The 14137-nt window shown below is 65.3% G+C and carries 12 protein-coding genes; 8 read left to right on the top strand and 4 right to left on the bottom strand.

From position 1 onward, the window contains the following. The first annotated feature begins 18 nt into the window (after positions 1–18). The 5 genes from AB0L63_RS08395 to purM all read left to right on the top strand — a co-directional run bounded on the left by AB0L63_RS08395 (position 19) and on the right by purM (position 6855). Positions 19–1635: an ABC transporter substrate-binding protein gene (locus tag AB0L63_RS08395; RefSeq protein WP_364496508.1), complete on the top strand. Its 1617-nt coding sequence runs from the start codon at positions 19–21 to the stop codon at positions 1633–1635. 119 nt (positions 1636–1754) lie between these two features. Then, positions 1755–2765, top strand: a complete 1011-nt coding sequence (locus AB0L63_RS08390; RefSeq protein WP_364496891.1) for an ABC transporter permease — start codon at positions 1755–1757, stop codon at positions 2763–2765. A gap of 92 nt (positions 2766–2857) precedes the next feature. Beyond that, on the top strand, positions 2858–3871 hold the full coding sequence (locus tag AB0L63_RS08385; protein WP_364496888.1) for an ABC transporter permease: 1014 nt from the start codon (positions 2858–2860) through the stop codon (positions 3869–3871). Next, positions 3871–5583 (top strand): ABC transporter ATP-binding protein, encoded by a 1713-nt coding sequence (locus tag AB0L63_RS08380; RefSeq protein ID WP_364496506.1) that lies wholly within the window; start codon positions 3871–3873, stop codon positions 5581–5583. Before AB0L63_RS08385 ends, AB0L63_RS08380 begins: the two co-directional genes overlap by 1 nt. 192 nt (positions 5584–5775) lie before the next feature. Then, the gene (gene purM, locus AB0L63_RS08375; protein WP_364496503.1) at positions 5776–6855 is read left to right on the top strand and encodes a phosphoribosylformylglycinamidine cyclo-ligase; all 1080 of its coding nucleotides are present in this window, start codon (positions 5776–5778) and stop codon (positions 6853–6855) included. A gap of 141 nt (positions 6856–6996) precedes the next feature. On the opposite strand, the gene AB0L63_RS08370 is transcribed toward purM, so the two are convergent. The 4 genes from AB0L63_RS08370 to AB0L63_RS08355 all read right to left on the bottom strand — a co-directional run bounded on the left by AB0L63_RS08370 (position 6997) and on the right by AB0L63_RS08355 (position 10220). After that, positions 6997–7209: a DUF3073 domain-containing protein gene (locus AB0L63_RS08370; RefSeq protein WP_364496500.1), complete on the bottom strand. Its 213-nt coding sequence runs from the start codon at positions 7207–7209 to the stop codon at positions 6997–6999. Between the two features lie 173 nt (positions 7210–7382). Then, positions 7383–8327, bottom strand: coding sequence for an asparaginase (locus AB0L63_RS08365; RefSeq protein ID WP_364496497.1), 945 nt, complete (start codon positions 8325–8327; stop codon positions 7383–7385). 103 nt (positions 8328–8430) lie between these two features. Next, positions 8431–9105 carry an MOSC domain-containing protein gene (locus AB0L63_RS08360; protein ID WP_364496494.1) on the bottom strand — a complete coding sequence of 225 codons (675 nt, stop codon included), beginning with the start codon at positions 9103–9105 and terminating at the stop codon, positions 8431–8433. Beyond that, positions 9105–10220 carry a folate-binding protein gene (locus AB0L63_RS08355; protein WP_364496492.1) on the bottom strand — a complete coding sequence of 372 codons (1116 nt, stop codon included), beginning with the start codon at positions 10218–10220 and terminating at the stop codon, positions 9105–9107. The genes AB0L63_RS08360 and AB0L63_RS08355 overlap by 1 nt, the downstream gene beginning before the upstream one ends. Before the next feature lie 287 nt (positions 10221–10507). On the opposite strand from AB0L63_RS08355, the gene AB0L63_RS08350 reads away from it, so the two are divergent. From AB0L63_RS08350 to cydB, 3 genes are all read left to right on the top strand, one after another. Next, complete coding sequence (locus tag AB0L63_RS08350; RefSeq protein ID WP_364496490.1) at positions 10508–11425, top strand: aminodeoxychorismate lyase; 918 nt, start codon at positions 10508–10510, stop codon at positions 11423–11425. Positions 11426–11608: 183 nt separating this feature from the next. Next, on the top strand, positions 11609–13096 hold the full coding sequence (locus AB0L63_RS08345; protein ID WP_364496487.1) for a cytochrome ubiquinol oxidase subunit I: 1488 nt from the start codon (positions 11609–11611) through the stop codon (positions 13094–13096). Between the two features lie 9 nt (positions 13097–13105). Next, positions 13106–14137 carry a cytochrome d ubiquinol oxidase subunit II gene (cydB, locus tag AB0L63_RS08340; RefSeq protein WP_364496484.1) on the top strand — a complete coding sequence of 344 codons (1032 nt, stop codon included), beginning with the start codon at positions 13106–13108 and terminating at the stop codon, positions 14135–14137.

The following is a 14137-nucleotide window of genomic DNA, read 5'->3' as shown; positions in this document are numbered from 1 at the left end:
CTCGAGAAGTGGGGCCTGATGATGGTTTCGAAGAAGCCTGGGCGAGGGGACCGGACGCGACGAATCGCGGCGATCGGGATGGCGGCGCTGGCCGTGTCCGCGATCGCGGGATGCGGATCGGGGCGCACCGGTGGGGGTGGTGACGGGGCCGGTCTGGTGGCGGGCACCACGGACAAGATCTTCTCGCTCGATCCCGCGGCCGCGTACGACAACGGCTCGCTGCTGGTCGAAACTCAGATCTATTCGTATCTGATGAATTTCGCGCCCGGCGATGCCACCCCGAAACCTGACGCTGCGGAGAAGTGTGACTTCAGCGCGCCCACGGTGTACACGTGCAAGCTGAAGTCGGGGCTGAAGTTCGCCAATGGGAACCCGTTGACCGCCAAGAGCGTCAAGTTCTCCTTCGATCGCATGCTGGGCATCAACGACCCGAACGGTCCCGCCTCGCTGCTGGGCAGCCTCGAGAAAACCGACGTGGTCGACGATCTGACCGTGAACTTCACCTTGAAGGTCGCCAACGATCAGACCTTCCCCGCGATCCTGCCCACCCAGGCGGGTCCGATCGTGGACGAAAAGGTCTTCCCGGCCGACAAGGTGCTGCCGGATGAGGACGTGGTGAAGGCCAAGGGCTACTCCGGCCCGTACACGATCGCCAGTTACGACAAGAACAAGCTGGTCGAGTACAAGGCGAACCCGGACTACAAGGGCATTCTCGGCACACCGAAGACATCGCAGATCTCCACCAAGTACTACGCGACCTCCGACAATATGAAGCTCGATCTGCAGAGCGGCGCGCTCGATGTGGCGTACCGATCCTTCACGCCCACCGATATCGAATCGCTGCGCAAGGACAACAAGGTCAAGGTGGCGGACGGGCCGGGTGGCGAACTGCGCTACATCGTCTTCAATATGAACACCATGCCGGGCGGAACCCCGGAGCAGAAGTTGGCGGTGCGCAAGGCCATCGCCTCGTCGATCGACCGACCCGCGCTGGCCGAGGGGGTCTACAAGAACACCTTCCAGCCCGCGTATGGCTTTGTGCCGCAGGGCATGCCGGGTGCGGCGGAGCCGCTGAAGGATCTCTACGGAGCCAAACCCAATAAGGATGCGGCGGCGAAATTCCTCTCCGGTGCCGGCGTCGCGACACCGGTGGAACTGAACCTCCAATACAACCCGGATCACTACGGTTCGAGCAGCTCCGAGGAGTATGCGGCGATCAAATCGCAACTGGAGGCGACCGGGCTGTTCAAGGTGAATCTGCAATCCACCGAATGGGTTACCTACCAGAGGGAACGGGCTCGCGACGGTTACCCGCTCTATCACTTCGGCTGGTTCCCGGACTACCCGGACGCCGATGACTACCTGACCCCGTTCTTCGCGCCCAACAACTTCCTGCAGTCGCACTTCGAGGATCCGAAGATCACCGCGCAGCTCACCGCGGAGACGACCGAGAAGGACAAGACCAAGCGTCTCGAGCTGATCAAGGATGTGCAGAAGGATCTCGCGCAGAACTACCTGCCGACCCTGCCGCTGCTGTCCGGTAAGCAGATCGCGGTGTCGAATCCGAGCGTGCAGGGGGTGTCGGACACACTCGACGCGTCGTTCAAGTTCCGATACACGGTGCTGAGCAAGTGACCTCCGGCGAAGCCGGGCCCGAAGCTGTTGCCGCCGCGGAAACGCGGGCACCGGTTCGGGGCCGGCGCTTCGGGCTGCCATGGGCCGGGAAGTCGAGTGCGGATTCCCGACAGCTGGCGTTGTTGCGCTACTTGGTGATTCGACTGTTCTTGATCCTGCCGACGGCGTGGATCCTGGTCACCGTCGTGTTCTTCCTGATGCGGGTGATCGGCGATCCGATCAGCGCCGCGATGGGCGGACGGATGACCCAGGAGCAGATCGAAGTGCGCAAGGAGGCAGCCGGTTTGAACCGGCCGATCCTGACCCAATACTGGGAGTACATCTCCGGGCTGATGCACGGGGATTTCGGTCACTCCCAGGACAATCGGCAGATCAGCGAGGTGGTGACCACCTACGGTGCGGCGACCCTGGAGCTGGTGTTCTGGGCGCTGCTCGTCGCCTTCGCGATCGGCGTGCCGCTCGGCAGATACGCTGCGACACACCGTGATTCGACGGCGGACGCCGGGCTACGGCTGTTTGCCGTCTTGGCCTACGCGGCGCCGGTCTTCTTCGTCGGCCTGCTGCTGAAGCTGATCTTCGCGGTGAAGCTGGAGTGGCTGCCGGTCGCCGGGCGGGCGAGCACCTCTGTCGAGCTGCAACTGCAGCATGTTTCGCCGAAAACCAACATCATGGTGATCGACGCGATCCTCTACGGGGACAGCGGTTATCTGATCGATGTGCTGAAGCACGCGATACTGCCCGCGGTCGCCCTCGGTCTGTTGACGGCGGGCATATTCCTGCGTCTGGTGCGCGTCAATCTGATCCAGACGCTGCGCAGCGAATTCGTGGATGCCGCACGGGCCCGAGGACTTTCGGCGCGGGTGGTGACGGGCCGACATGCCGTGCGCAACGCGATGATTCCGATCATCACGGTGATGGGCATGTATATCGCGACAATGCTCGGCGGCGCGGTGCTCACCGAGACCACCTTCGAATGGAAGGGGTTGGGTTATCAGCTCGCGGAATACCTGCATCAGCGCGATTTCATCGCGGTGCAGGGCATTGTCGCGTTCCTGGCGCTGGCCGTCGCGGTCATCAGCTTCCTGGTGGATGCCATCGTCGCGCTGATCGACCCGAGAGTGAGGTTCTGATGACCGCTCCGGAATTGGCGAACGAGCCACTGGTCATACCGCCGGTGCCGCCGACGAAACGCAGGCGGATCCCCGGACTGCGACTGTTCACCATGACCGCCGGATTGCAGCGGGTGACGCTGATCGTCGGACTCGGCCTCGTCGCGGTATTCGTATTCGTGGCGATCTTCGCGCCGCTGCTCGCACCGTACGGGCTCGCCCAGAACTCGTCCGACGGCGTCGCCTTCGTCGCACAGCAACCACCATCGGGTCAGCACTGGTTCGGCACGTCGGTGCGCAGCGAGGACGTGCTGTCCCGGGTGATCTTCGGCGCCCGTACCGCGCTGTTGGTAATCGCGATCTCGCTGCTGATGTCACTGGTTGTCGGGGTGCCGCTGGGATTGGTGTCCGGGTACATCGGACGTGCGCTGGACCGGGTGCTCGTACTGTTCATGGACGCCATCTACGCGTTCCCGACCCTGCTGCTCGCGATCGTCGTCTCCATCGTGGTCGCGGGTGGGCAGTCGAGCAGCTTCGGTGGCGTGCTGTCGGCGGCCGTCGCGATTACGGCGATCTATGTGCCGCAATACTTTCGGGTGGTCCGCAATGCGACCGTCGCGGTGAAGAACGAACCGTATGTGGACGCGGCCCGAGTCACCGGCGCGTCCACCAGTCGAATCATGTTCCGGCACATCCTCGCCAACGTCACTCAGTCGCTGCCGGTGATCGTCACCCTCAATGCGGGCGACGCCATCCTGACCCTTGCGGCGCTCGGCTTCCTCGGTTTCGGTATCGAACCGACCCAGGCCGCCGAATGGGGCTACGACCTCAATAAGGCGCTTTCCGATGTCTCCAATGGCATCTGGTGGACGGGCATCTTCCCCGGCACCGCAATCGTCTTGGTCGTACTCGGCCTGACGCTGGTCGGTGAGAGCCTCAACGAGGTGCTCAATCCGATGTTGCGCACGCGCCGGGCATTGAGTCCGGCCACCGTCGCCGGTGACAGCGCGCGTATCGATCTCGAAAAGGACGCTCCCGCAACGGAACTCACTGTCGCTGAATTGGAGCTGCTCGACAGCGATACCGTCGCCGATAAGGACAGTTCAGCAGGGGAAGGAGTAGCGTAATGACGAAAGCGGTTGCCGAGACCAGGCGTCCGGCGCTGTCCATCGAATCGCTGTCGGTCACCTTCGCCACCGACGCCGGGCCGGTCTATGCGGTCGGCAATGTCTCCTACGAGGTGTTTCCCGGCGAGGTGCTGGCCATTGTCGGGGAATCCGGCTCGGGCAAATCGGTGAGTTCGCGCACCGCGATCGGACTGCTGCCGAATACCGCTCGGGTCGAGGGCTTGGTCACCCTCGGCGCGGACAAGGTCACGTCCATGAGCGAGCGGCAGCTCACCGCCCTGCGCGGCGGCGCGATCTCGATGATCTTCCAGGAACCTGGCCGAGCACTCGACCCGCTGTTCACGGTGGGTTATCAGATCTGCGAGGCACTGCGGGCGCACAGCGATATCAGTCGCAAGGCGGCCAAGGCTCGCGCGATCGAATTGCTGCGCATGGTCGGACTTCCCGATCCGGAACATCGGGTGGACTACTACCCGCATCAGCTCTCCGGTGGACAGAAGCAGCGGGTAATGATCGCGATCGCGATTTCCTGCGAGCCGAAGGTGATCATCGCCGATGAACCGACCACCGCACTCGATGTCACCGTGCAGGCCGAAATCCTGGAGCTGTTGCGTGATCTGCGCGATCGCATCGGCAGCGCCATCGTGTTGATCACCCACAACATGGGTGTGGTCGCCGATATCGCCGACCGGGTGGTGGTGATGCGCGACGGCAAGGTGGTCGAGCAGGCGCCCGTGGACGAGCTTTTCGCACGGCCGAAGCAGGATTACACCCGCAAACTCCTCGCCGCCGTACCGCATCTGGGTACCGAACAGTTGGAGCACGGTGCGGTCGAGGAGGTCGCCGCCGCCGAGCCGGTGCTCGAGGTGACCGATCTGGTCGTGCAGTTTCCCGGACCGTTCGGCCGGCCGCCATTCCGTGCGGTGGACAACGTGAGTCTGTCCATTCGGCCGGGTGAAACCCTCGGCCTGGTCGGCGAATCCGGCTCCGGAAAGTCGACCATCGGCCGCTGTGTCGCGGCATTGCAGCGCCCGACCTCCGGGGTCGTGCGGGTGCGCGGACAGAACATCGCGGAGCTGTCACAGCGGCAGCTGCGGCCGATTCGCCGCCGCTTCGGTTTCGTCTTCCAGGATCCGGCCAGTTCGCTGAATCCGCGGCTCACTGTCGGCGACTGTGTGGCGGAACCGCTGATCGTGCACAAGGCGGGCAGTTCCGAGCAGATCCGTGCTCGGGTCCGCAAACTCCTCGATGACGTGCAGCTGCCCGCGGGCACCGAACGCCGGTATCCGCATGAGCTGTCCGGCGGCCAACGTCAGCGCGCCAGCCTGGCCAGGGCGCTCGTCCTCGATCCGGACCTGCTGGTTGCCGACGAGCCGACCAGTGCGCTGGACGTTTCGGTGCAGGCGGCGGTGCTGGAGCTGTTCGGACAGCTGCAGCAGGAGTGCGGCTGGGCTTGCCTGTTCATCAGCCACGATCTGGCGGTCGTCGACCAGCTGGCGGATCGGATCGTGGTACTGCGCAACGGCGCGGTGGTGGAGCAGGGCGATCGTGATCGCATTCTGCGCCGTCCGGAGCAGGAGTACACCCGACGGCTGGTCGCCGCGGTGCCGGTGCCCGATCCGGTGGAGCAGCGCCGCAGGCGTGCGCAAACGGCGGCGCTATTCGCGACAGAGCAGGCTCCCACGCCTCCCCGGGACTTCGGCGGGTCGTGAGTCCCAGCGGGCTTGGTCACCGGGCCGGCGGTTCGCTGGGCGGCATGTGTTACCCATGTACTTGCGAAATCAGTCGTCGCGTTCGTACTGGTGGCCGCCATTGCGCGCTATGTCCGCTGCAAGCTTGTTATGTGTCTCCGGTAGCGTGAGCTGGCATCTATCCGCCGATTCGGTTTGGAGCTTTCCCCGAAAATGACTGAACAGACCCCCAGTGGTGCTGGTGCTTCGTACGCCGCGGCCGGCGTGGACATCGAGGCAGGTGACCGCGCAGTCGAGTTGTTCGGGCCATTGGCGAAGAAGGCCAGCCGGCCCGAGGTGCAGGGTGGGCTCGGCGGATTCGCCGGGCTGTTCGCACTGAAGGGTGGCTACCGCGAGCCGTTGCTCGCGGCCTCCACCGACGGGGTCGGCACCAAGATCGCGGTCGCCCAGGCAATGGACAAGCACGATACGGTCGGTCTCGACCTGGTCGCCATGGTCGTGGACGATCTGGTGGTCTGCGGCGCCGAGCCGCTGTTCCTGCAGGACTACATCGCCATCGGCAAGGTCGTCCCCGAGAAGGTGGCCGAACTGGTCTCGGGCATCGCGGACGGCTGCGTCCGCGCGGGCTGCGCCCTGCTCGGCGGCGAGACCGCCGAACATCCCGGCCTGATGGATCCGGACGACTACGACCTGTCCGCGACCGGCATCGGCGTCGTCGAGGCCGATTCGGTGCTCGGTCCGGACCGGGTGCGTCCCGGCGATGTGGTGATCGCCATGGGTTCCTCGGGTCTGCATTCCAACGGCTACAGCCTGGCCCGCAAGGTGCTGCTCGATATCGACCGGATGTCGCTGACCGGCCATGTCGAGGAATTCGGCCGCACCCTCGGTGAGGAGCTGCTGGAGCCGACGGTCATCTACGCCAAGGACTGCCTCGCGCTGATCGCCGAAACCGATGTGCGCACCTTCGCGCACGTCACCGGCGGTGGCTTGGCCGCGAATCTGGGGCGGGTGATTCCCGCGGGCATGGTCGCCGAACTGGATCGCGGCACCTGGAATCCGGCGCCGGTATTCAAGATGATCGCGCAGCGCGGCCGGGTCGAGCGGGTCGAGATGGAGAAGACCTTCAATATGGGTGTCGGCATGGTCGCCGTGGTGGCGCCCGAGGACGTCGACCGGGCCTTGGCCGTGCTGACGGCACGACACATCGCCTGCTGGACCCTCGGCACTGTGAAGAAGGCCAAGGATGCCGACGCGGTGCGCGCCGTACTGGTCGGCGAGCACCCGCGCTTCTGAGAGTCGATATGACACAACAGCGTCCCGCATCGTCGGATGCGGGACGCTGTTGTGGTGCAAGCCTCGAATGGTTGTCCGGTCACGCGGCGTCAACTGGTGAAGGGGGAGGCCTGTCGGCCTCCCCCTTCAGCGTCTACCGAGTCAGCGGCGCCAGTCGTCGTAGTTGTCTTCCTCGTCCCAGCGGGATGAGGATTCGTCCGCGTCGTGCTCATCGGACAGCACGCCACCACTCCGCTGAGAAGTGGGGCTACCCGAAAGCTCGCGCTGAAGGCTCGCGAAGTCAGTCGGCGCGGAGCTGTACTTCAGCTCGCGTGCGACTTTGGTCTGCTTTGCCTTAGCCCGGCCACGGCCCATGGCTGACCCCCTCGCGTCACTGCGGGGCGGCCTGGGGTTTGTTGGCGGCCCCGTTCGAATTAATACTCTTCCTGACAGACACTCTAGCGTGTGTCCGGCGGTCGCGCCTCCAGGAGTGGGGCAGACCTCCGGAAGTGGCGCCGTTTGCCCGGTTGTCGCCGTCAGGCCGACCCTCAGACGACCCCGGGAATCGCTCGGATGACCCCGACCCTGGTACTGCCGCCGAGCACCGGCGGCGCCGCGAGTTCGGCGTGCGCGGCGCTCCATTCGATGCCCATGCGATGCAGAATTGCCAGCGTCAGGGGGATTCGCGCGCGGTCGTGGCCGTCGGCGATCTTGTACGCGAACGCCGTTCCGTCCGGCAACGCACCCGCGTGCACACCGTCCGCGCCGATTTTGCAGACCAGGCCGGGGGTGGCCTGCATGGTCAATAGATCGGGTGCGTTCGTGCCGGAAATCACTCGCGGATGGGCGCGGATCGCATCGGCGACGCGCCGCTGGGGTGAACCGGGGGCTGCGGTCACCATGGCCGCGAAGGCCCGAGCCAGATTCACCAGTGGGATCGGGATGATCGGTAGTCCGCAACCATCGATGCCGAGGTCGGTTTCGGGTTCACCGGTGAGGTCGGTAATGGTGGCGAGCACCGCTTGTTGCAGCGGATGTGCCTGGTCCAAGTAGTCCTTGGTGGGCCAGCCGTTGATGGCGCAGGTGGCGAGCATGGCCGCGTGCTTACCGGAGCAGTTCATGTACACGCGGCGCGGTTCGGGTAGTGCCTCGGCCCGCGCGCGTTCCTCCTGCGGCAGGTCGGGTGGGCATTCGAGGGCCTTCTCGTCGAAGCCGAAACGGTCGAGCAGGCGCTCGACCAGGGCGACGTGATCCGGTTCGCCGTAGTGCGATGCGGTCGCGATGGCCAGCTCGGCATCGTCGAGCGGTTCGAAGCCATTGCGCAGCAGGGTAATCGCCTGCATCGGCTTATTGGTGGAGCGCGGGAAGATCGGGACGTGCACCTCGCCGAGCGCGAGGGTCGGCTCGCCGTCGGCGCCGAGGATCACCACCGAACCGCTGTGCACGCATTCGCGGAAGCCGGAGCGGACGACCTCGACCAGTTCGACGGTCATAGCTCGGCTCCTGTCTGTTTGCCGCGCTGTGCGTGGGCGCTTGTCGTATCGACCCGCTCTGCGTGGGCGCTTGTCGTATCGACCCGCTCTGCGCGGGCGCTTGTCACATCGACCCGCTCTGCGCGGGCAGGCTGGCATTCGCGTGGCGGCGGCTGTGCCGCTCGATCTGCATCCGCACATCATCGGAGATCGTCGGTTCGGTCGCGAGCAGAATCGCGAGCAGATCGGGATCGTGGCCGGTGAACAGGTCGCGCACGGTGATGCCGTGGTCGGGCGTGTGCACGATACGCACCTCGTCGCCGGCGCCGATCGTGCCCTCGGTGAGTACGCGCAGGTAAGCGCCGGTATCGCTCTGCAACGTGAACCGCTTGACCCATTGCGCCTCGCCGGACCAATGCTGGAAGGTCGAGCACGGCACGCGGGGCGCGCTTACCTCGAGCAGGGTGTCACCGATGGTCCAGCGCGCACCGATCACTGCATCGCTGATCGGCAGTCCGGCGATGCGCAGATTCTCACCGAACCAACCCGGGGGCAGTTCGCGGTCGAGTTCGGCACCCCAGCGCAGCGCGTCCTCCTCGGCGTAGGCGTAGACGGCCTGATGCACACCACCGTGATGCTTGGTGTCGCATACGTGATCGCCGTCGAGCCCGAGGGTCCGCACGGCGACGCGACCGGCAACCGGTCGCTTGTCGATGGCCGTCCGGCCGACGCGGCCCGGGACCTCCAGTTCGGCGTGGACCACGCACACCGCGAGCACCCGAGCGCTATCGGGCTGCATCAGCGCCCACGCAGCCGGTCGACGGCGATCCGACCCGCCTGCGGTGCGTCGTCGGCGGGGACCGAATCCGGATCGATGGCGGCGGCGGTCGGACCAGCGACCAGTTCGGTATCGGCCGGGATGGTGCGTTTGATCAAAGCCAGTGCGGTGGGGCCGTATTCGTAGTGGTCGACGACGGTGCCGAGGCGGCCGACGGCGCGACCGCCCGCGGTGACGTCCGTGCCGGTGGTCGGGCGTTCGTCGGCGGAGCCGTCGAGATGCAACAGCACCAAGTGGCGCGGCGGCTTACCGAGGTTGTGCACCCGGGCCACGGTTTCCTGGCCGCGGTAGCAGCCCTTGTCCAGGTGCACCGCGCCGTGTTCGGCGATGCCGCCGATCCAGCGGGCCTCATGCGGGATGGTCCGTTCGTCGGTATCGAGTCCGATCCGGGGTCGCAACGCCGCGACACGCAGTGCCTCGAAGGCCCACATGCCCGCGGGTTCGGCGCCCGCGGCGGTCAGGCGGGCCCAGCGGTCGGCGAGTTGGTCGCGTGGGATGACCAGGTCGAAGGAGTCCGCGGTCGGCCACGGCATCCGGCGCAGAAACCCGCCGTCCGTCAGCGGCACCGCCGCGTAGGTCTCCGGGAGGGTCGAAATCCCGAGCGCTTCGGTCAGCTCGGTAATGCGCGGGCCGAGCAGGCTGAGCACCGCGTGATCGGCGGCCTCGACCGGTTTGGCATCGGCCCAGAAGACCATTTTCGCCAGGAACTCCAGCAGCGCCGGCCCGCGCTCGCCCTCGGTGTCGATCCACAGCGTGGCGTCCAGATCGGTCAGCACGAAGTGATGCAGCACCCGGCCGTTGAGATCGAGGTCCAGATTCTCGGCCGAATGACCGTCGCCGAGGTTCGCGATGTGCTGGCTGCTGATGGTGTGCAACCAGGTCAGCCGCTCGGCCCCGGTGATTTTCAGGACGAAGCGATGTGACCGGTCGATGATCGCCACCCGCTCCACGGCGGCGCGCTGCTCTCGGAATGGATCCCCGTAATGCCAGGCGACGGCGGCATCCGGCGAACCGGCCGCGGCCGCGACAGCGCCCGGGACAGCGAGGATGGGACTGGGTGCTACGACCACGGACACGTAACCACTCTAAGCGCGAACCTGATTGGCTGCTGCCAGCGGCCTGTCGACCAGCCCGGAAAGTCCTCCGCTCAGTAACACACGACGAAGTCTTTCTTACGAGTGGCCCGTCTCGCGTCCGCGCGAGGGCTTGGCCATCGACTCAGCCGAGTCGTCGAAGCGCATGCGCCGCAGACGCGAGTCTCGACGGCTCGGACGCGACACAGCAGGGGGCCGCGAACCCGCAGCGCCGCAGGCGCTGCAAATCAAACACGGCGCGGTCGAGGAACACCGCCTACGCTCGACCCATGGTGGATCGAGTTCTTGTCACACTTGACGGCGCCGTCCAGGATCCGGACGCGCCGCTGTTGTTCGCCGACGACATCGGCGTGCTGCGCGGCGATGGTGTCTTCGAGTCGGTTTTGGTTCGTGCTGGAAACGCGTGCGCGATCGAATTTCATCTAGGCCGACTGCGCCGTTCTGCGCAGGCGCTCGATCTGCCCGAGCCCGAGTTGGGGAAATGGCGGGACGCGGTCGAGACGGCGACGAAGGAGTGGGGGACCGAGCGCGAGGGGCTGATGCGGCTGGTCCTCACCCGTGGGCGTGATACCGAGCTTTCGGCTCCGTCCAGCGTCACCTCGGGTGATCTGGCGGCCGCGGTGCCGGTGCCGACCTCGTACGTGCTGGTGCTGCCGGTGCCGGAGCGGGTGCAGAAGGCGCGCGCCGAGGGCGTTGCGGTGGTGTCGCTGGCGCGCGGGATCTCGGTCGATCTGGCCCAGGCCGCGCCGTGGCAACTGTTGGGTGCGAAGACGCTCTCCTATGCCACCAATATGGCGGCGCTGCGGTTCGCGCAGCGGATGGGCGCAGATGACGTGATCTTCACCAGCACCGAGAACCGGGTGCTGGAGGGGCCGCGCTCGTCGGTGGTGATCGTGCGCGATGACCACCTGATCACCCCGCCCGCGAAGAATGGCGTACTGCCCGGGGTTACCCAGCGCGCGCTATTCGCCGAGGCCGAAAAGGCCGGGTGGAAGTGCAGCTACGACTCGTTGTTCACCGCGGACCTGCTGACCTGCGACAGCATTTGGCTGCTGTCGAGCATCACGCTCGCCGCCCGGGTGAATTCACTGGACGGATTGCGCATGATGGCGCCGGACAATGCGGCCGAAATCGTCGAGTTGGTCGACCGGGGAGTGGAGCGGGCCGGGGCAATCGGCGATTGGTGAGTTCGCCGAGCCGTGATCTTCGTCCTACTACAACATGTAGGAGCACCCGGCGAGCTTGGAAAATGGGTCATTGAGGGTCGTAAGCCCCGGTATGTCGTGGCGTAGGACTCCTTGATGGACCCTTCTCCGGGCGTACTCTTACTACGTCATGTCGTAGTGTCGTAGTACCGCGGGAGGTCGGTTTTGAGCGTCCTGGACTTATCACGTTGGCAGTTCGGCATCACGACCGTTTATCACTTCATTTTCGTACCGTTGACGATCGGTCTGGCCCCATTGGTGGCGGGCATGCAGACCGCTTGGGTGATTACCGGCAAAGAGCATTGGTACCGGCTGACCAAATTCTTCGGAAAACTGTTCCTGATCAACTTCGCACTCGGTGTCGCGACCGGCATCGTGCAGGAATTCCAGTTCGGTATGAACTGGAGCGAATACTCCCGCTTCGTCGGTGACGTCTTCGGCGCACCCCTCGCGCTGGAGGCGCTCGTCGCGTTCTTCCTCGAGTCGACATTCCTCGGACTGTGGATCTTCGGTTGGACCCGATTGCCGAAAATGCTGCACCTGGCGACGATTTGGCTCGTCGCGATCGGTGTGAATGCCTCCGCGTACTTCATTGTGGCGGCCAATTCGTTCATGCAGCACCCGGTCGGCGCCAGATACAACCCGGAGCGCGGGCGCGCCGAACTCACCAGCATCTGGCAGGTGCTCACCAATAACACGACGCTGGCGGCATTTCCGCACGTGGTTTCCGGGGCATTCCTGACCGCGGGGACCTTCGTGGTCGGCATTTGCGGCTGGTGGATGGTGCGCAATGCGCGCAGTGGTGACGACACCAAAATCGCCGAGGCGCGAACGATGTGGCGCTCCGGCGGACGCGCCGGCCTGTGGGTGATCGTGGTCGCTGGTGTCGCGCTGTTCTTCACCGGCGATGTGCAGGGCAAGCTGATGTTCGAACAGCAGCCGATGAAAATGGCTTCGGCGGAATCGCTGTGCAATACCGAAACCGACCCGGACTTCTCGGTGCTGACCATCGGCACGCACAACAACTGCGACAGCGTGACGCACGTGATCGAGGTGCCGTACGTCCTGCCGTATTTGGCGAAGGGCCAGTTCAGCGGCGTCACCCTCGAGGGCGTCACCGACCTGCAGCACGCCTACAACGCCAAGTTCGGGCCCGGCGACTACCGACCCAATCTGTTCGTCACCTACTGGTCCTTCCGCGCCATGATCGGCCTGTCGGCCGGTGCGATCCTGCTCTGGTTGGTCGGCCTCTGGCTGACTCGCGGTGGTCGGATCACCGATAAGCGCTGGTACTCGTGGCTGTGCCTGATCGCCATCCCGACACCGTTCCTGGCCAATAGTGCGGGCTGGATCTTCACCGAAATGGGCAGGCAGCCTTGGGTTGTCGCGCCGAATCCGACCGGTGATCAGAGCCTGCGGCTGATGGTGCAGCAGGGCGTCTCCGACCACGCCTCGGGCACGGTGATCACCTCGCTGGTGGTCTTCACCCTGCTGTACGGCGTCCTCGCGGTGGTGTGGTTCTACCTGATGCGGCGGTACACGATCGCCGGACCCGAAGCGCCCGCGACGACTCCGCCCGGCGGGCCGGACGATACCGGCGGCGGTCAACGGGCCGAAGAACCTGCCGTCGAACAGCTTTCCTTCGCCTATTAGGAGCCGACGATGAATCTGCAACAGTTCTGGTTTCTGCTGATCGGCGTCTTGTTCACCGGCTATTTCGTGCTGGAGGGCTTCGACTTCGGGGTCGGCATGCTGATGCCGATCCTCGGCAAGGGCAGCGATACCCGAAGGCGGGTGGTGCTCAATACGATCGGGCCCGTGTGGGACGGCAATGAGGTCTGGTTGCTCACCGCGGGCGGTGCGATGTTCGCGGCCTTTCCGGAGTGGTACGCGAGCCTGTTCTCCGGTTTCTACATCGCACTGCTGCTCGTGCTGGTCGCGCTGATCGTGCGGGTCTGCGCGATCGAATATCGCAGCAAGATCGACGATGCGCGCTGGCGCGGCTGGTGTGACGCCGCGATCGGAATCGGTTCCTGGGTACCGGCATTCGCGTGGGGTTGGGTATTCGCGAATGTGGTGCGCGGGGTGCCGTTGAACGAGAAGAAGCAGATCGTCGGTTCGGTGTGGGATCTGCTCGGACCGTACGCACTGCTCGGCGGGCTCGCGACCGGATTGCTGTTCGCGCTGCACGGTGCGGTCTTCCTGGTGCTGAAGACCGGCGGCGAGGTGCGCCACGATGCGGTGCGGACGGTGCGGTTGTTGCTGGTGCCGACCGCGGTGGTGGTCGGGGTGTTCGGGGTGTGGACGCAATTGGCCTACGGAACCGGATGGACCTGGATTCCATTGGCGCTGGCCGTAATCGGGCTGCTGCTCGCGGGTGCGGCGAGTTTCGCCCACCGCGACGGGTGGGCGTTCGTCGGCACAGCGGTCACCACCGCCGCGGCGACGGTGCTGCTGTTCGGGTCGCTGTATCCGAATGTGCTGCCGTCCACCATCAGTGACATGTTCAACCTGACCATCGACAATGCGTCCTCGACGCCGTACACGCTGAAGGTGATGAGCTGGGCGGCCGTGGTCGTCACGCCCGTGGTGCTCGGCTACCAGGGGTGGACGTATTGGGTCTTCCGCAAGCGGATTACCGTCGAGCATATTCCGGCGCCGATCGGCCTGCCGCTGGAAGCCGCCAAGGACTGA

It is taken from the genome of Nocardia sp. NPDC051990 (genome assembly GCF_040680755.1).
Lineage (GTDB): Bacteria > Actinomycetota > Actinomycetes > Mycobacteriales > Mycobacteriaceae > Nocardia.
The sequence above is the reverse complement of the archived record's forward strand: the minus strand, read 5'-3'. Positions and strand labels throughout refer to the sequence as shown.